This is a genomic window from Chloroflexota bacterium, assembly GCA_026710945.1.
GTDB lineage: Bacteria > Chloroflexota > UBA11872 > VXOZ01 > VXOZ01 > VXOZ01.
On record JAPOQA010000067.1, the window covers coordinates 1 to 17,723 of the forward strand.

Annotated in this window: 15 protein-coding genes and 2 tRNA genes; 6 read left to right on the top strand and 11 right to left on the bottom strand. The window is 57.7% G+C overall.

Features of this window, described 5'->3' with window-relative positions; genetic code table 11:
- From OXE05_13590 to OXE05_13615, 6 genes are all read right to left on the bottom strand, one after another.
- Positions 1–461: Uma2 family endonuclease (locus OXE05_13590; GenBank protein MCY4438349.1), on the bottom strand; the 461-nt coding region annotated here is incomplete at its 3' end.
- Positions 462–565: 104 nt separating this feature from the next.
- Positions 566–1,315: a regulatory protein RecX gene (locus OXE05_13595; GenBank protein MCY4438350.1), complete on the bottom strand. Its 750-nt coding sequence runs from the start codon at positions 1,313–1,315 to the stop codon at positions 566–568.
- 25 nt (positions 1,316–1,340) lie between these two features.
- Positions 1,341–1,967, bottom strand: a complete 627-nt coding sequence (gene plsY / locus OXE05_13600; protein ID MCY4438351.1) for a glycerol-3-phosphate 1-O-acyltransferase PlsY — start codon at positions 1,965–1,967, stop codon at positions 1,341–1,343.
- A complete protein-coding gene (der, locus tag OXE05_13605; GenBank protein ID MCY4438352.1) occupies positions 1,960–3,318 on the bottom strand; it encodes a ribosome biogenesis GTPase Der in 1,359 nt (452 codons plus the stop codon). The genes plsY and der overlap by 8 nt, the downstream gene beginning before the upstream one ends.
- 334 nt (positions 3,319–3,652) lie before the next feature.
- Positions 3,653–4,513 (bottom strand): 4-hydroxy-3-methylbut-2-enyl diphosphate reductase, encoded by an 861-nt coding sequence (ispH, locus tag OXE05_13610; protein ID MCY4438353.1) that lies wholly within the window; start codon positions 4,511–4,513, stop codon positions 3,653–3,655.
- A 320-nt stretch (positions 4,514–4,833) separates the two neighbouring features.
- The gene (locus OXE05_13615) at positions 4,834–5,553 is read right to left on the bottom strand and encodes a lysophospholipid acyltransferase family protein (protein MCY4438354.1); all 720 of its coding nucleotides are present in this window, start codon (positions 5,551–5,553) and stop codon (positions 4,834–4,836) included.
- 480 nt (positions 5,554–6,033) lie between these two features.
- Between OXE05_13615 and OXE05_13620 the strand changes: the two genes are divergently transcribed.
- The 3 genes from OXE05_13620 (at position 6,034) to OXE05_13630 (ending at position 7,105) form a co-directional block, all read left to right on the top strand.
- Positions 6,034–6,333, top strand: a complete 300-nt coding sequence (locus tag OXE05_13620) for an iron-sulfur cluster assembly accessory protein (protein MCY4438355.1) — start codon at positions 6,034–6,036, stop codon at positions 6,331–6,333.
- A 140-nt stretch (positions 6,334–6,473) separates the two neighbouring features.
- Positions 6,474–6,556, top strand: a tRNA-Ser gene (locus tag OXE05_13625).
- A gap of 455 nt (positions 6,557–7,011) precedes the next feature.
- Positions 7,012–7,105: transfer RNA gene (locus OXE05_13630), tRNA-Ser, on the top strand.
- A gap of 497 nt (positions 7,106–7,602) precedes the next feature.
- Here the strand turns inward: OXE05_13630 and OXE05_13635 are convergent.
- Positions 7,603–9,033 carry an extracellular solute-binding protein gene (locus tag OXE05_13635; protein MCY4438356.1) on the bottom strand — a complete coding sequence of 477 codons (1,431 nt, stop codon included), beginning with the start codon at positions 9,031–9,033 and terminating at the stop codon, positions 7,603–7,605.
- A gap of 268 nt (positions 9,034–9,301) precedes the next feature.
- On the opposite strand from OXE05_13635, the gene OXE05_13640 reads away from it, so the two are divergent.
- The 3 genes from OXE05_13640 (at position 9,302) to OXE05_13650 (ending at position 13,739) form a co-directional block, all read left to right on the top strand.
- A complete protein-coding gene (locus tag OXE05_13640; protein MCY4438357.1) occupies positions 9,302–10,921 on the top strand; it encodes a molybdopterin-dependent oxidoreductase in 1,620 nt (539 codons plus the stop codon).
- 635 nt (positions 10,922–11,556) lie between these two features.
- On the top strand, positions 11,557–12,798 hold the full coding sequence (locus tag OXE05_13645; protein ID MCY4438358.1) for a site-specific DNA-methyltransferase: 1,242 nt from the start codon (positions 11,557–11,559) through the stop codon (positions 12,796–12,798).
- 35 nt (positions 12,799–12,833) lie between these two features.
- Positions 12,834–13,739: an XcyI family restriction endonuclease gene (locus OXE05_13650; protein ID MCY4438359.1), complete on the top strand. Its 906-nt coding sequence runs from the start codon at positions 12,834–12,836 to the stop codon at positions 13,737–13,739.
- Between the two features lie 110 nt (positions 13,740–13,849).
- Here OXE05_13650 and OXE05_13655 read toward each other — a convergent pair whose 3' ends face one another.
- The 4 genes from OXE05_13655 to OXE05_13670 form a co-directional block, all read right to left on the bottom strand.
- The gene (locus tag OXE05_13655; protein ID MCY4438360.1) at positions 13,850–14,911 is read right to left on the bottom strand and encodes an Ldh family oxidoreductase; all 1,062 of its coding nucleotides are present in this window, start codon (positions 14,909–14,911) and stop codon (positions 13,850–13,852) included.
- 265 nt (positions 14,912–15,176) lie between these two features.
- Positions 15,177–16,235, bottom strand: coding sequence for a sulfite exporter TauE/SafE family protein (locus OXE05_13660; protein ID MCY4438361.1), 1,059 nt, complete (start codon positions 16,233–16,235; stop codon positions 15,177–15,179).
- Positions 16,236–16,237: 2 nt separating this feature from the next.
- The gene (locus tag OXE05_13665; GenBank protein ID MCY4438362.1) at positions 16,238–16,441 is read right to left on the bottom strand and encodes a hypothetical protein; all 204 of its coding nucleotides are present in this window, start codon (positions 16,439–16,441) and stop codon (positions 16,238–16,240) included.
- 23 nt (positions 16,442–16,464) lie between these two features.
- Positions 16,465–17,628, bottom strand: coding sequence for a transporter substrate-binding domain-containing protein (locus tag OXE05_13670; protein ID MCY4438363.1), 1,164 nt, complete (start codon positions 17,626–17,628; stop codon positions 16,465–16,467).
- Between the last annotated feature and the right edge of the window lie 95 nt (positions 17,629–17,723).

Here is a 17,723-nt window from a genome sequence, read left to right on the forward strand (position 1 = left end):
AAGCCTTGGGGATTCCGCAGGAGGACCGTCACCGTCTTGGCATCGGTGTCCACCAGCCAGTATTCCTTCACGCCGTGTTTGGCGTAAAGCGAGCGTTTGAAGGTCTGGTCTCGCTCTGCTGTGGAAGGAGAGAGGATTTCAACAACCAAGTCGGGCGCGCCTTGGATGTTCTCGTCAGTAATGATGTGTTCCCGCTCGTTGGAGATGAACAGCAAATCGGGCTGGACTACATCTGTGTCTGAGAGCACTACGTCGAAAGGAGCAGCATAGACGTGGCCAACACCGGTACGTTCAACCGACAGCCCTAGCAGCATGGTAAGTTTTCTGGAAGTCCTTTGGTGGGCCTCTCCGGGCGCTGGCGCCATAACTAAGTCTCCATCCAACAACTCGTAGCGCTTATCATCCGGCGTGTTGCGGTAGTCTTGGTACGTGAATTTGAATGTGGGTGTAGAGCTGGCCATGATTGCTCTCCTGGTTGAATCCGTTCGTGGTGAGCCTGTCGAACCATGAACGGATTCCTGTCTTGCATCCCCTGTTGTATACATCATAAGCCGCTGCGCAGTCATCATTCAACCGGTTCCGACCAACGAGATTCAGCGATACCCGGTTCTTCCCAGAGTTCATCCACAACCTGCTCGATCACCTCGTAGCTGAAACCCCGGCGGGCAAGAAACGCGCCAAGCTGCTGGCGAAACTTGCCGGGATCGGCGGTCTTGAGTGTGGCTGCGCGCTTGCGTGCGGCCTGGCGCGCCAAAGTCGCCTCGTCGCTCCCAAATCGCGCCAGAGCGTCTTCAATGACTTCCTCAGCAACGCCCTTCTTTCGCAGTTCCCATGCGAGCGCCCTTCTCCCCCTGGGGCGATGCGTGTCACGGCTCTCTATCCAGAAGCGGGCGAATGCCGTGTCGTCCAGGTACCCCAATTCTTGCAGGCGGCTGATTGCGTGTTCGCGCGCCGGCCCATCGAATGACTTCTTGCGCAAGTGGTCGGCCACCTCTTTGGAGCTGCGAGGGCGATAGGAGACGAAGTTCAAGCTGGCTTCCACGGCGCGACGGTTACTGTCATCACGTTGCCAGGCAAGAATGGCAGCGGGATCGACGAAGTCGCCAACGCTTAGTCCGCGTGATGCAACGGTCTCCGAGCGCAATCGCAGGCGCTCGCCGCTGCTCAGTTCTACCTTGATGTAGGCTTGCTTAGCTCCCTGGGGACGGAGAGCGGTGATGGAAACGACTGGAGCGGACTCTCGATTCGCATCGGACGCGCGGTCAAACTCGTGCGGGACTTCGCCGGGATCGTCTACTGATAGCACGGATTGCATTCCTGAACGCCTGTGGGCGCTGGGGTCATGAGCCCCGGCGTCCCAGTGAGATGCGGCGCTCGGTGCCTGCGAGCAACCGCGCTATATTGTCACGGTGCTGCACGATGATGACGATGCCGCCAATGATTGCGTAGACCAAATACACCACGGGTACGTGGAACCATTGCATTGCAATTGCGATAAGAATCGGAGCGGCGGCAACTGTTGTAAGAGAAGCGAGGGAGACATGCCGGCTTATCAACATGACCGGCAAGAACACCACCCAAAGTAACGCCACAATTAGCGGCACCATGAAGGCAAGGCCCGCGGCTCCCGGCACGATGCCCCTGCCGCCGCGAAAACCGATGAACAGGGGCCAATTGTGCCCGATGATTGCCGCGAAGGCGACTATGGCTTCGCCTTCCGAATTGCCTTCGAAGAGTAAGCGGATGGCGACCAGCGGCAATATCACCTTGAGCGTATCGCCAAGCAAAGACACAATTCCCGCGGCTACGCCGAACGTGCGCCACACGTTGGTAGAACCTGTGCGCCCGCTGCCGTGCTCACGAATGTCCGTTTCGTGAAAGAGGCGGGCAACGAGCCACCCGCTGGGGATAGACCCGGCGAGGTAGCCAACAATGAAGTAGAGGGCGTATGAAAGGAGGTCAGCCATGATGGTCGTGAAAGACAAGCCGCAATGGCGTCCCGTCGAAACCAAAGTGCCGCCGGATTCTGTTTTCCAAGAACCGGCGGTGCGAGAAGTGAGCGAGAGTAGGATCGTTTACGGAGAAGATGAACGTCGGTGGATGTGTACTCGCTTGGGTCACATAGTAGATACTAAGTCGCCGTCTTTTCGATGAGAGGGTACGGTTGGCCAACCACTCGCGCAAGGCGCGGTTGAGTGTGCCGGTCGTGATGCGTTTGCCGCGTTCGATAAAGACCCGCATGGCAGCCGGCAGCACACGGTTAAGATGATAGCCGGTCTTGGCAGACAAGACTACTAGCGGCGCGTGCGGCATCCAGCGCAACCGGCTCTGTACCATTCGTTTCACTTCTCCGGCATCGGCGTCAACAAGGTCCCATTTGTTAATTAGCACGACCAGACCCTTGTAGGCTTCATTGACATAACCAGCAATATGCAAATCCTGCGCAGTCAGTCCTTCAGCGGCGTCAATGAGAAGGAGTGCGACGTTGCAGCGCTCCAGAGCGCGCAGTGTGCGGAGCACACTATGGGATTCTACGCCGTGCTGCACCTTGCCCCGCCGCCGTATACCGGCGGTATCGATGAGTACCGCCGTATCGTCGCCGTAGTTGACAACGCTGTCGATGGCGTCGCGGGTGGTGCCGGGCACATCGCTGACGATCGTGCGCTCGTGTCCGAGCAGCGCGTTGAGCAGCGCCGATTTTCCCACGTTCGGCCGCCCCACTATTGCGAACCGGGGAAGCATTAGATCAGATTCTTCTGCCTCGTCTTTGGGAAGATGTGAGCAGACCGCATCCAGCAGGTCACCCGTGCCAAGTCCGTGCAGCGCCGAGAGCGAAATCACGTCACCTATCCCTAAAGAGTAGAACTCATACGTTTGCAGATGGGTGTTTTCGTTGTCGGCTTTGTTCGCGGCAATCACAACGGGCTTCTTCGTGGTGCGCAGGAGCGCGGCGATTTCATGGTCCTGTGGTGTGATGCCGGCCGGTGAATCCACGACGAAGATGATGACGGAAGCCTCTTCTATGGCTGCCTGCACCTGCTCGTACACGGACTCAGCGAGCTTATCACGCTCTTCGGCTATGCCCCCGGTGTCGGTGACGGTGAAAGCGCGGTCTTGCCATTGCACTACGCCGTAGACGCGGTCGCGGGTCGTACCGGGTATGTCTTCAACGACGGCCTGTCGTTGCCCGAGGAGCCGATTGAAGATGCTGGACTTGCCCACGTTCGGGCGTCCTATGAGTGCGACGATTCCGCTTGGGGCGGTAGTGGCACCTGCAAATGGAGTCTCAAAGTCAGCTTGATTTGTTGTCGCGCTCATAGTGACGATCCGCCGAAATGTGACAGGGCACACATTGTGCCCCTTTTGCATTGATAGGTGAAGATCCCGTGTTTGATGGCACGCGTGCTCGCTTCCAATGTGCGGGATTTCCAGGAAGCTAAGCAAATTATACACCAGTTAGACGGTGCAAATTGCCGCCACTGCGTACCGCTCGGGCGGTGAAGAAAGTAGGTGGAGGCGCCACAGACTCATGGTACAGGGGGTCGCCACGCAGAATTGCAACTCAAATGGAGCGGCTGCGCCTGTCTTAATCACTTTGGGCTTGGGCATTGCTCACCCGAGGGACAGCGCGCAAGCCGGTTACAGGCTCCGGCTAGGACGCAACTGCGTCAAGCTCTTTGAGCCAGGCCACGACTTCCTGCACCGACCAATCCGGTGTCGAAGCGCCTGCGGTGATGCCCACGCTCTCCATGTGCTTAAACCAGGCAGGATCGAGTTCGGCCGCTGATTCAATGTGGTAGGTGGGCGTTTCTTCCTCGCGGGAGATCTCCGCAAGGTGGGTGGTATTGGCACTATTGCGGCCGCCGACTACGACCATCACGTCCACCTGGGGGAGAATGTCGCGTGCGGCTGCCTGTTGCTTGGTGGTTGCGAAGCAGAGCGTGTTGACGACATGCACTTCAAGCGCGTCTTCAAGCGCCAGGTCCATGAGACGACGGGCGACTGCTTGAAACCGCTCTACCGTCTGTGTGGTTTGAGAGACCAAACAGATTTTGCGGCGCAAGCGCACGGAGTCCAGCGCCTCGGCGCTCGCCACGGCTTCTCCGCGGCCATCCGACCAGCCGAGAATGCCGCGCACTTCCTTATGGGTGGGGTCGCCGAAGATGAGAATTTGATAGCCGCGCTCGGCATGCTCCTGCACGATGCGGTGCACTTTCGAAACGATGGGACAGGTAGCATCCAAGAGCTCGAGATTGTGTTCCGCTATTTGAGCGGTGACCGCTTTGCCGGTGCCATGGGCAGTGATGGTGGCGATGCCGTCCTGCGGAATAGCCTCCATGTCGCCAACGACGTTAATGCCATCATCTTGAAGTTTCTCTATCACTGAGGGGTTGTGGACAAGCTGCCCCAGCGTATGAATCTCGCCCTTCTCTTTCGCTACGGCCTGGGTCATCTCGATGGCCCGCTTGACGCCGTAGCAAAACCCCATTTCTTTTGCCAGGATGATGTTCATAGAGTGCTTTCTGCTATCCGCATGCCTGCTCTCATTGTACCGGAGAAGAGTCGGCTGAAACAATCATCTGCTTCTGCCGGCCGAGTGGGAGTAACGCGCGTAGACTTTGGCTTGTGAATGGAATGCTTCCATGTGGCGAGTTATAAAATCTGCGGCGCTTAAACATTTGCGTGACCGCTCGATGTGAGCTTGGCCGTATCGCGGTCTTCAACCTGCGCTCCCAAGACCTTCCGTCAAGACGATATGGCGCTAATATTCTGCAATCTCGTCCACGGCTTCAGCAACCGTGGCAAAGAATTCCAATATAAAGTCGACTTGCATTAGGCGGGCACACGCTCATCAAGCAATGCAATGAGCCGCTGCCGCAGAGACTCGGCAACGGCGTCTGCCTCGTCTCCCGTGAGTTTCTTGCCATAGTGCTCGTCGAGTTCAAGCGGCTCAGCGAACGTCACGGTAACGCCCACCCGTGGGATGGGGTACCGGCTGCCCCTCGGCAACGCCTTTTCGGTGTTCCGAATAGCGGCGAGGACTATGGGCACCCGCTGGCGCACCGCAATGCGCACAAAGCCGGAGTTGAACGGTCCGACCTCGCCGGTGCGGCTGCGCGTGCCTTCCGGGAAGAGTACGACGGCTTCGTCTTGTTTGAGCAATTGCATGAGAATACGCACGCTGCGCACGTCATTGGTTTGGCGGATGATTGGATATGTTCCCCAACGGGGCAGCATGAAGCGCAATATTGAGTTGCGGAAGAGCTCCACCTTGGCCATGAATGTGAGCGCGCGGTGGGGACACGCTACGCCCATGGCAAACGGGTCAAGGTTGTTCCGGTGGTTGCAGATGATGAGCAGCGGCCCTGATCGCGGCGGCTGGCGCCCGCTGACGCGCAGTCCCAAATAGAGATGGAAGAGCGGCAAGAGGATAAGGCCGCCGACAATGAAGTACCAGAACCAGTTGCGCATGTTCTGATGATTACGCTGGTACTCGATGTCGGCCTCGGTGATCTGAGAGCGATCAAAGCGCGGTTCTATGTCGGTGCTCATTGCGTCTTTCCCAACTCGCGGCAGACTGCTGGCTGACCCGGCACTTCACAATTCGATGCGCAGCGGATAGCGTATGCGAGGCTTTGGGCTCGCGCAACACCATTGCCCGAGAGCCTTTTCGTCTATACCTGTAAAGAATACCTAAGCGCAAGGCCATGTGCCACTACCGGGTGCCTGCCATCGCAACGGCGGGGGTACTCACTCGCGGACGAGTCGGTGCTCGGGGGCGCTCGACCGGAAGCGGCCCGGTATTCTGCGTTCCTCGATGAGTTTTCCAGCTTGCCGTCTGCTCCTGGAATTGCGTTCCAGGTCATTGCTTAGAGCTACTTCGCTGGTTAGCCGGCCGGTTGAAGCAAGCCAACCCTAACGCTCACGCGCGGATGGGACATTGTCTATCGCATTTACGGCGTATCAGCCGCGTGCTACGCTTTAGCCTGAATTCGAAAGCCACCACAGAATCCCACACCTGGGAGAGGATGTATGTTCACGATTACGGAAGCTGCGGCGCAACTCATCAAGTCGCAAATGGAATCGGAAGGCGAGGGCGAAATGTACCTGCGGGTGTTCATACGCCCTGGCGCGGACGGCATGCAATTCGGCATGTCGAGCGAGGAGAATCCCGGCAAGAATGACGAGGTCAGCGAACAGCACGGCCTGAAGGTGTTGGTCGATAAGCTAAGTATGCGCACTCTCGACGGCGTGGTTCTGAGTTTCACGGAAGCAGGCGGCTTCAACCTCGGCAAACCGGCGGACGCAGAAGAGGAAACTGCTGAGGCGTGACAGATTTCATCGTTCTTGGTTGTCATCGGATCGTCACGTATCCCTCCATGCACATGCTGTTCGCCATGCTCTTGCGCAGTGGCATCGAGACCTCATTTGGATGGATGATTCTGCGGTATAATTCAATAGAACCATGACTTGGAGGGGTGTCCGAGTGGTTTATGGAGATGGTCTTGAAAACCATTGACCGAAAGGTCCGGGGGTTCGAATCCCTCCCCCTCCGCCGTTGATGTTGAGCTACCGCAATGGTTTGAGACGGCGCAAGAGCCGAGTCGTCAGTCCCACAATAAGCCTAAGATTGGAATCGTCATTCCGGCGAAAGCCGGAATCCAGGGGAGTGTGGGCGGTCCACTGTTGCCGGATGTCGAGGCATGCTTGGTTCTGATCTTCTTTCACCACTTAGCAAGGTGGGAAGGGGAAGCGCGACTGATTCCAAGAACCAGAGTTCAGCGGCTAGGCTTCAAGTAAGATTTGCGATAACCGCCCCAATTCCTTGCCCCTGGCCTGCAATATAGGAATCAAAGCCAAAGCTCCCATGAACTGCTCGCGACGCCGTGCTGTCGAAAGAGCCGGCATTGACGGTCGATGGGCAAGTTGCCCGATAGGCTATAATGAGAGTAGCTCCGCGCAACTTCGGGGACCGACCTTAAGGTCTTCGGATTACGCACAGGAGCGCATGGAGGGGTCGCATAGTTGGTCTAGTGCGGTCGCCTGCTAAGCGACAGTGGGGTTAATAGCTCCACCGAGGGTTCGAATCCCTCCCCCTCCGCCAAGCGACAAACTAAAGAGAGCAGCGTCCACCAGAGTGTTGACGCTGCTCTCTTTGTATTACACATGCCGCGCTGCTGTGTTGGTATGCTCAGCCGGACCGACGGAGGGATGGTGGTGGCTGTGACACGCGGCGGCTTCTTGCCAGAAGCCGGTGCCAAAGTGGATCAACACTATTGTGACGTTGGGCAATTGCTCGTTTAACCTTGTTCGGCAAGGCAACAAGCGGACGCAGGTTGCGTGCACGTCTCTGTGCGGACCTACGCTACCGGAAGGTACACGGCTGCGCGCAGATCCCGTGCAAACCTACGATACCGGCAGGCGCAGGTTGCAAACCTACGCTACCGGATCATACACGGCAGCGGGCACAGGTCGCGCGCATGTCTCCGAGCGAGCCTACGCTACTGGCGCCCATGCACGGCAAGGTAAGAAGCAGACGCAGGTTGCGAACCTGCGCTACCGGCAGTCCTTCTCGTCAATGCAGACTTCTCGAACCGCTTGCTACGAGACTGCCGTGCGCACGGCTCGTTCGATCGCAGGCATGGCATCCGCGACGGACACCTGACCGGAGATTGCTTGGCGCAGCGGCAGGGCCAGATTGCGCCCCAGGGCTTGGCGGCCCTGCACCGGCGAGGGGCTTTCCTGATCGAGCAGGTCCAGGTACTCCGTATAGGTGGGCGTAAAGTTTGTCACCAGCTTGGCCATGGGATATTTCCACTGGGGTTTGAACGGCAGGGTCATGCTGGTGTTGCCCAGGTAGTCCTGGAGCGTTTCTCTGGTATAGAGGAACGTCAGGAGGTCCCACCCGGACGTTGGATTGCCGGCGACTTCCGGAATGGCAATCTGGTGCGACCACACCTGAGTCGCGCCCGCGCTGCCACTCGGACCCTTGGGCAGCGGCAGCCAGTGGAATTGCAATTCCGGATCGTCGGATTGTTCTTCCGACTGCACACGCACCGCGTGATTGATCGCGTCCGCATTCACCACCGCCATCGAGGTGCGCCCGCGCACGAAAAGGTTTGCCGTGTCCACGAATGGCGACGGATCGCCGCTGACCTTATCCTCAGAGACCATGTCAGCCAGGAACTGAAGCGCTGCTTGCGCATCGGCATTGTTCACCACCACCGACCCGCCATCGGCGTTATTCTGGAAGAACCCGGTGTTATTGCTGTAGAGCCAGGTCAGGACTTGGAGCCAGTTGGAGCTCACGTGCATCCCAGGACGCGTGACGGTGTCGCCTTGCCGCTGGGTAAGCTGTGCGGCAGCTTCCCGCAGGTTTCCCCAACCCCACTGCTTGAAGGCTTCCACGTCTACGGTCATGCCGGCATCTTCCAGGTGCTTCACGTTTAGCGCCAGTCCGATAGCCTGGGGATCATCGTAGGGGACAGCGTACACACTGCCGTTCACAGTAGCGTACGGGAGCACGCCTTTCACGAATTGCTGCAGGTTTACGGTGCGCGGCCACTCGAGGTAAGGGGTGAGGTCTCGCACCAGCGATGCCTCCGCCCAGCTTGGAAGCGCTCCCATGGGCACGTGCACAGCGTCCGGACCGCCTGTGCCCGCTGCCGTAGCTTGTGCAAGCCTATTCTCCACCTCGCGTTGGCTACCGAGAAATACCGGCTCGAGTGTGTTGCCCGTGCGGGCAGCAAACAGGTTGTGTACGTCAGTGAGCCACTGCTGGGTGGGTCCTGTGGCCCAGGTCCAAAATGTCACCAGCCCCGGACTGCGGATGATGGGTTTGGGACCTTCCACCGGAGTCGGCGTGATTGGGATAAACGGCGTAGGCGTGGGAACGCACGGGCCGTCGCAGCGGCGGCGGTTTATGCCGGAGCACGCAGAGAAGAGCGTTGCCGCGCCGCCAAGGCCAAATGCGCCCAGCGTGCGTAGCACAGTTCGACGCGAGTGTTCAGATGGGACCAATCCATTCTTCATGAGGCGGTTACCTCCGTCCTGCGGGCGCCTGCAAGCGTTTTGCGAATCAAGTATGCGCTGCAATGAGCGCATGACTACTTTAGCGAATAGCATACTCTACCTATTCCTCACAAGTCTACGCTGTTTGTCACCGTTTTGCCACCCGGCGGCTATTCTTCTTAAAAGGAGCTTTTCTTAAGAACTTCTTAAGTGGGAGGGATGCTTGCCCAATATCGCTATGCTACGATGAAGTCAAGGCATCCGAACGTAGGAGTTGAGGAGGACATCCATGCAGTCTACCGTACCGTGGCGCAGAGAGTTTCTGTCCGGCGCCATAGCCACAGTAGCCTTACTCGCGGTCTATTTTGTCGCACGCTTCATCTGGCAGATTCCGGCCTTGCCGGAGGCGGTGATTGAAAGCATTCTTAGCTTTATTCCGCCTGCCCTTTTTGAGGCGGTGATTCAGATATTTGGCTCATTGGCCAAGACCCTGAATTTCTACGCGATACTCATTGGAATGGTTGGCGTGGGTGGCCTATTTGGGCTACTTTATGGCCGGCTGCTGGCTCTACTTGGTGCAAAAGATAGCAGTGGCGGAACGCCGACGGCGTTGCTGTACGGCCTCGGCATCGGCGGGTTGCTGTGGCTAGTCCACTCAGTCACGATTTCGCCATTCGTGGAGCGCGGCTTCTTCGGCATGGATGCATCCTCACCGGCCATTGCTGCCGTTGCCATCGACATCATTGCCTACCTGGCTTTTGGGTTTGTGCTTGCGTACGTCCGGCAACCCTTTGTCGTTGAGGATTCTGAAACAGCCTCTGAGGGCGTGTTGTCCCGTCGGTCGCTGGCGCCGTTGGCTGTTTCCGGGCTGGCTTTAGGCGGCGCCTATGCGCTCAAGCGATCGTTTGCTGCACAAGCGCAGGCCATTTTCAATGAACCATCAAAAGAAACTACAGTTTCCGACAGCGGCGAGACGCTCCCCATATTCCAGCAAGGCTTTGAGGGACTGGAACCCTTGGTCACGCCCAACGACCAGTTCTACGTAATCTCCAAGAACAACATCGATCCTACCGTTGACGTGAAGGACTGGAGTCTCACCATCACCGGTATGGTGGACAACAAGATGATTCTGGACTACGATGCGCTGACGGCCATGCCCAGCCAGCAGCAATACGCGACACTGCAGTGCATCAGCAACGCGGTCGGTGGAGACCTCATCGGCTGTGCGCTGTGGGAAGGCGTATCACTGTGGGATCTGCTGGTCCAAGCGGGCATCCAACCGGGCGTGAAGGACATCGTCTTGCACGCGGCAGACGGGTACCAGGAGAGCATCCCTCTGGAAAAGGCGCAAGATCCCGAGGTACTTCTGGCGTACCGCATGAATGGTGCGATACTGCCGAACAACCACGGTTTTCCAGCGCGCTTGATTGTGCCCAACATCTACGGCATGAAGAACGTGAAGTGGCTGACGCGGATCGAACCGGTGGACCACGACTTCAAGGGCTTCTGGCAGCAGCGGGGCTGGAGCGATGAAGCCATTTACAAGACAATGTCTCGCATCGATGCGCCGCGTAACGGTGCTACAGTAAGCGCCAAAGTAGACCGAGAAGTGTTGATCGGAGGCATCGCCTTTGCCGGCAACCGCGGCATTAGCAAGGTGGAAGTCCGCATCGACGAGAGCGACTGGATAGAAGCGGAGCTCGGCAAGGTGCTCAGCCAGTTGTCATGGGTGCAGTGGAAGATCACGTGGGAACCGCCGGTTGCGGCCGGCTATACAATTCGGGTGCGCGCCACCGACGGCACCGGCGAGCTACAGGATGAAACGGAGCTGGAGCCCGCGCCCAATGGCGCTTCCGGCTGGCACACCATTAGTTCACGCATTAGCGGCATCAGTGACGGGCAAAACTAGGAGAACTGAGAGTTTACGCCTATGGCTGTTGCTTAAAGACGCGGGGCGCACTATGACACTCGTAGAAGAGGCGTGCGTGCAGGAGCGACTGCTCACCACCGTGGTCCCTACCCTATAAAGTACGCACACTTTTTCGAGGTTGCTTCTGGGTCACACATACCCTGTGTCCCAGAAGCTTCGCGTTAAGGGTATCTTTGTATCATTGCGTCGGTGTCTCTTTCCAAAGCGCCAATTTGGGTTCCGCTCAATTTGTGAGGTCTTAGTGCTCTTGGGACCGCAGTTGAGCCCAATCCGGAATGGAATTCCAAAGACTTGAAGGCTGGCTTGACCGAATTCACCGAGCCTAACTATCATGAAACTGATTTAGTTGATGCCGCATCTCACTGAGAAATCTTCGATAGTTGTGTTGAGGTTTAATTGCACCTTCATTTTCAATTCCTTACCGATTTCCGCGATGTCCTTCCAATTGGCAGGAGACGAAACTAGTGGAACCTGTGCAGTCTCCGAATGGTGGAAGTGTAAAGGGACGTAGGACGCTTTACGAGCGATTCAGGAGCCGCATCTCTGTAAACTCAGATTTCACGCGCAAAGCAGTCTCATTTCAAGGAAATCGCAAAGTCCCTGGATTTCGTTGGATGAAGTACAAAGAGGGCTTCTCCCGCGGGCTTGTTGAGCGGTTTGTCGAAAAGCACAGACCAACGTCCGTACTTGATCCATTTGCAGGCATTGGAACCACACCCCTGATTGCCGGGAGCAAGGGGATTATGGCGACAGGCATAGAGATTATGCCTGTGGGCGTCTCGGTAGGCAAAGCAATCACCCATGCTGCCAATGGCGTTACGAAGCCAGCACTCGAAGCTGCAAGTGTCGACTTAGTTGGACGTGTGGCTTCCAGTGAGCTTGCCCCGTCTCAATTCGCATTTCCACATGTTGACATTACCAAAGCAGCTTTTCCACAAGAGACGGAGATCGCAATTGCCAAAGCTCGACAGTTTATTTCTAAAGTAGACGACAGCGCCCTTCGAGCCCTGCTAAACGTGGCATGTATGACGGTCTTGGAAGACGTTAGCTTTACCCGAAAAGATGGTCAATACCTAAGGTGGGATTATCGATCGGGTAGAACGCTTAGAGCGAAAATGCACAAAGGGCCAATCCCTACGTTTAAGCAGGCGGTGGAAGCGCGGCTATTCGAGATGATTCAGGATATGGAGATACTCAAGCAAGAGTATGGGGGCAGTGCACCTAAGTTGGTTGTCGGATCATGTTTGGACTCAATGCAGCAGCTAGAGGATGCAAGCTTTGATATGGCGATAACGTCGCCGCCTTATGCCAATAGGTATGACTACACCCGCACCTACGCCCTAGAACTTGCTTGGCTTGGGTATGACCAAGCGAAATTCGTAGACCTGAGACAGCAGATGTTGTCCGCGACCGTTGAGAATAGGACGAAACTCTTGTGGCTACGCCAAGTGTACGACCGTTCGCCTAGTCTGTTGAACGATGCTATCGGAATGTACCAGGATCAGGAAGCTCTTCATGAGGTTCTCACTATTCTCAATCGGCACGTTGGTGAGTTGAGCAATAGGCATGTGATTAGGCTGCTGGAAGGGTACTTCCAGGAGATGGCAATTGTCGTGGCAGAGTTGGGTCGACTAATCCAGCCAGGTGGAACTGTGATCATGGTAAATGACAATGTCCAATATCATGGCGAAGAAGTGCCGGTAGATCTCATTTTGTCAGACTTCGCTGAGCAGTCAGGATTCTCTTGTGAAAACATCTGGAAGCTGCCCCGTGGCAAGGGAAACTCAAGTCAGCAGATGGGTCGGTTCGGTAGGCGTGAAATCAGAAAGTGCGTGTATAGGTGGGTGCGCAAGTGACAAGTCTGGAGGATGCACTCATACGATCAACCCTGATGTCGGAGAGAATCCGGCAGCGAACAGATCAGGTACTGAGAAAGCTGGTTGAGAGCTTTGCTGCAAGCTTGGTTTTCTCTCCATTCGAAGAGCTTATGATTAGTGAGCAAGCCTGGAAACTCATAACTGATTCAGAAATTGATCCCAAGCTCGTATTCGCCCATCCTAAACTTCTCCAGGAGTATCCACAGACATCACAGTACTACCGCGGGATAGCATTGCTGCCGCAGAAAAGAGTTGCCGACATCGCAGTGCCAATCGCTTCTTGGGAAGATGGGACTCGCAAAACTCCTATTGGAGACGAACAGAGCTTGAAAGTAGCTCGGCTCTATAACGCGGCTATCTCCTCGATCATCGAAGGTACGACCAATTGGACCTTGGAGGACGGTTATAGGAACATAATCGCCAATATGGGCATTGGGCTAGATGGGACGTTTCGCAACATCATCGGTCAGGATGCTGAGAAACTGGTGAAAACCCGGATCAAGAACTGGCTCAAGAGTGAAGGACTGATTCTGAAAGAAGATGATTCTGGGACACAATTCGAACTACCACGTGGCTATGGGATGCGTTTCGGTTCCGAGCCCGACGTTCTGTTCCGATTTAGGACCGAGAAACAAAGTGAAGATGTCGCAACGATAGAGATCAAGGGAGGCAAGGATCCTGCGGGAGCGCTGGAACGGCTGGGTGCAATGCAGAAGAGCTTTGAGGCAACCCCTGCTAACTGCGTCAATTTTCTCGTTGTAGGCGTAGTAACTGAGGAAATGAGATCCAGACTGAATGCCAAGGGCATTGTAAAGGTATTCTTGCTTGACGAATTGGCGCACGATGGCGAGCCCTGGACTCGCTTCCTTAACGAGGTCTTTCACTATACAGTACGAATCACCGACTCGATCGTACCCTAACGGCTCCTGGTGGGCCATAGGTTAAGCCTTCAACGCTACGTGTTAGTGGTGCTGGCGAAATAAGTGCATGTCGTGGCTCACCATAGGTTCGCAGGCCACTGCTCAGATATTTAGAGGCGCGTCGCTAGTGTGGAAATGCCAAGGGCTTCTGCCATGGCATCCAGGTCTTCCACGATTTGAGTTGCAAAGGCTATACCGTCGCGCAAGAAGTGCTCTTTGCGCTCCAATTCAATCTCGCCGGGCAGGTAAACGCGGTCGACGCCTTTGGCCTTATCGGAATCGCGCATTTGGCGGATTTGGACGTCCATACGCTGCTTGAATTCCTCCACGGGCATCATGTGGCCGATGTCGAGCGCCATGAAGAGTTGGCCCATGGCCTGCGGCGTATTGGGAATGCCGCCCCGGCGCACGTCCTGACCGAAGAGCGCGCCCGTGAGCACGCCGCACAGCGCGTCGAGCACCACCGCCAGGCCGTAGCCCTTGGGACCGCCCACCGGCGCCATGAGCGTGGCGATGCTGGGATCCGTAGTGGGAACGCCCTCGTCAGTCAGGGCCCAGTCGGGAGGAATTGACTCGCCCTTGCGCTTCGCCAATGCCACTTTACCGGCTGCCACGACGCTCACCGCCATGTCGAGCATGAGCGGGCGCTCCTTGTGGGCCGGTATGGCGTAGGCGATGGGCGTATTGCTCAAGCTGGGCGTGACGCCGCCGTAGGGCGCCATGACCTGAATGCCGTTTGTTGAACAGAAGCCGATGGCGTCGTGGTCGATGGCGCGCATGGTGTAGTACGCGGCTGCGCCAAAGTGATTACTCTCCCGCACACCCACGGCGCCAATGCCGAACTGCTTGGCTTTCTCAATTGCCAGGTCCATCGCTTGAACTCCCGCCACCTGCCCCATAGCATTGCGCGCGCTGATGACGGCCGTGGCGCCGTTGTCTGACACGACTTCAGGCGAAGCCGTCGGGTCAATCGATCCAACTTGGATCCAGTTGGTGTACAACGGCAGAAAGTTGCTGCCGTGGGTAAAGACGCCTGTGAGATCGGCGTGCACCAGCGACTGCGCCACGAGTGATGCTTCCCCCGGCAGCATGCCGACTTTGCAGAATGCTTCCGTGTCGAACTCTTCCATAGTTGTGGCCGGTACGCGGACAATTCCAATTTCAGCGGGCATGAATCGGTCTCCCCAGATTGTGTGAATCTCTTGCGTTGCTGCGTTTCTCGGCAAACAGCAAGTTCAAAGTGCGTCTTGCTGGGCACCTACAGTCGCGGCTAACAGACGGTCAAGTGCGAGAGGACAGAAGACAATGCGAGCGAACTTAAGTATAGCATTCATGTCGACGGAAAGAGGATGCAAGAAATGACGGCAGCTACCTCTATTACGATTCTCCCGCGACCCGTCAGCAGGTACTGGCTCTACGCAAGAGAGTGCGGTCGAATCAGGCGCTCACCTCATCGGGAGCCGGCTTCTTGCGAGCCGCCCGCAGCAGCAACCCGGCAATCACCAAGCAGATGGCCCCGGAGACGCCCAGCAGCAGCACCGCCGCCACCGTGTCCAGAAAGTGCAGGCGGCTCACGCTTTCGGAAAGCTCCTTCAGTGCCACCGCCACGCCGCCGCTGAGCACCGTCACGCCAAATAACCCGCGTATCCGCCCGGGCTCGACGAAGCGGGTTGCCGTGGCCCCGACCTGCGCTCCCGCCGAGGCGGCGGCCAGCATGATGATCGCCATGAGCAAGTCCACGTGGTTGCCCAGGGCGTAGATAAAGGTACCCACCGAGCCGGTGATAATGATTTGGAAGAGATCAGTGCCGATGGCCATGACGGTGGGGACGCCCACCACGTAGACTAGCAGGGGCATCAGGATGAAGCCGCCGCCCGCCCCTAGTAGCCCGGCCATGAAGCCCACGCCAAAGCCAATGCTGAAGGGCACGAATACCGAGATGCTCTGAATCCCAGATAGAGGCAAGGCTACCCGGGTTGGCGTGATCCCCCGCCCCGGCAGCCAGATGGCATGGGGCGGAATTTGCAGCGCTTGCACCTTGCGCGCCAGGCTTGCCGTGGACACCGCGTCGCCGGCCGCCCCGCTGCTGCGGCGCACCTTGAAGTAGTCGTAGACGATGAACGATCCCAGGGCGCCCAGGAAGATGACGTAGACGTACCGGATCACCGGGCCGATGATACCCGCCTCGAGCAAGGCCACGTTCAGTCGCTCGGCCAGAATCTCGCCGGGCACGGTGCCGCAGACCATCAGCAGTCCCAGCCTAAAGTCCACGTGGCCCAGGCCCTTGTGCTTTAGCATGTTGATGATGGAGGAACCCATCACCAAGGTGAGCCCGGTGCCCACCGCGAAGATGGGCGGCACCCCAAAGACCAGCAGTCCCCCAGTAATCAGGAACCCACCCCCTACACCAAAGAAGCCGCCAAGGGTGCCGACAATCAGACCCAGCAACACGAGGAGCACCGGGTCAACCGTCACGCCGGCGTTGGGGAATAGCATGCTTACCCTCGCCCGCTGGCCCTGGACCGGCTGCCGGCCCACGCAGATATGGCCCACCGCAGGACCAGTTCCCAGAGGGCGTAGAGGCTCAGTGCCGTGCTTGCCACCATTGCCATGACCAGCAAGGCCCACAACAGTGGATACTGGCTGCTAAATTCTTGCAAGAATTCCGTTAGCGCTTCGTACATGCCTCTCAGTATATCCAACTGTACCACGCCCGCGCGCCGGATCAGCGCGCTCCCTCATTCCACATCTGAGCGCGGCGCATGAAGACCAGCGGATCGCTCACCCACTCCGCGTAGCCGATGCGCCGGTTATCCGTCAGCCAGTTGATCTTTTCGTCAAGGCAGGCGGCGAGTGGGGCATCCTCCACGGCGAGCGTAAAGCCGCCATGTTCAACGTCCGCATCGAGGGCCGTCACCACCAAGGCGCCGTCAGCGGTGTGCGCGGTGTCGCGGTTGCCAATCTCGCCCCGGGCTAAGGCGTCTATCTCGCCGGCGCGGAGGGCCGCGATGAGTTCCACTTCGCCCAATTCATCCCCCAGATAGACCACCTGCGGCATGGTCTCGTCAGGCGGGTAGAGATGCTGCCTGCCGATCAGGTTTTCCGTCGCGCCCGCGGCGGTGATAACGTAGTCCGGGGTACCGTCGGCAACCACCGTGCCCTGGGGTGTTTCCACGCGCGCGCCTGCGGCCAGCACGCCGTTCGCATCAACCAGGCCGGTCAGTTCCAGCAGGCGAAACTCGCCCGTGGTGCCGGCCAGCACGCCCACGCGTACATCACCGGTCAGGTCGGCGTGGCTGGCGAGACGTTCCGCGTCCGGAGCGCGCACCAGCAACGACTGGCGAAAGGCGACGTGCCCGTTGCTGAAGACACCCGCCTGCCGGCCCGCCGCATCACGCGTGCGCGAGTCGAGTATCGTGATGCCGCCGCCAATGATGTCATACTCCGGCCCGGCGGATAGCAGCCAAATGCCGTCCCAATGCGCGATACCCCGGCGGGAGAAGGCCAGCCCCGCGCCCGCCATGGCTTCCAGCGCGCTGAGCAGATCCGCCTCATAGCCGCGATGCGTGTTGAAACCGGCGGCATTCGGATCTTCATCAGCACTGTAACTGACGGGCGCAAAGTAGGCGTAGAAGCCCGCGTTCAACACCCGCCCGTCAGCCGTGCAGGCCCCACCTCGGTCCACGCCCGTGCCGCTTCTTGCTTCACTCTCGGCTCGATCGACGCGCTCAACGCTGCGAACACCCACCCCACAGGCGGCAAGCCATACCAGCAATACGCCCGGTACCAGGACTTTCAAGAGGTTCTCGCAAACGCCGCTACCCGTCCAGTCCCGTACGCCTTTCCACATAGCGAATTCAACCCTCTTACGTGTTGCATGCCATGCCATTATAGCACTCGCATGCTGGGGCATAGCGTGACGCAACAGACTGGAGAAGCTGTACAATGGCGAGTAGCAATCCTGAGGAAGAACGCGCCGGGCCG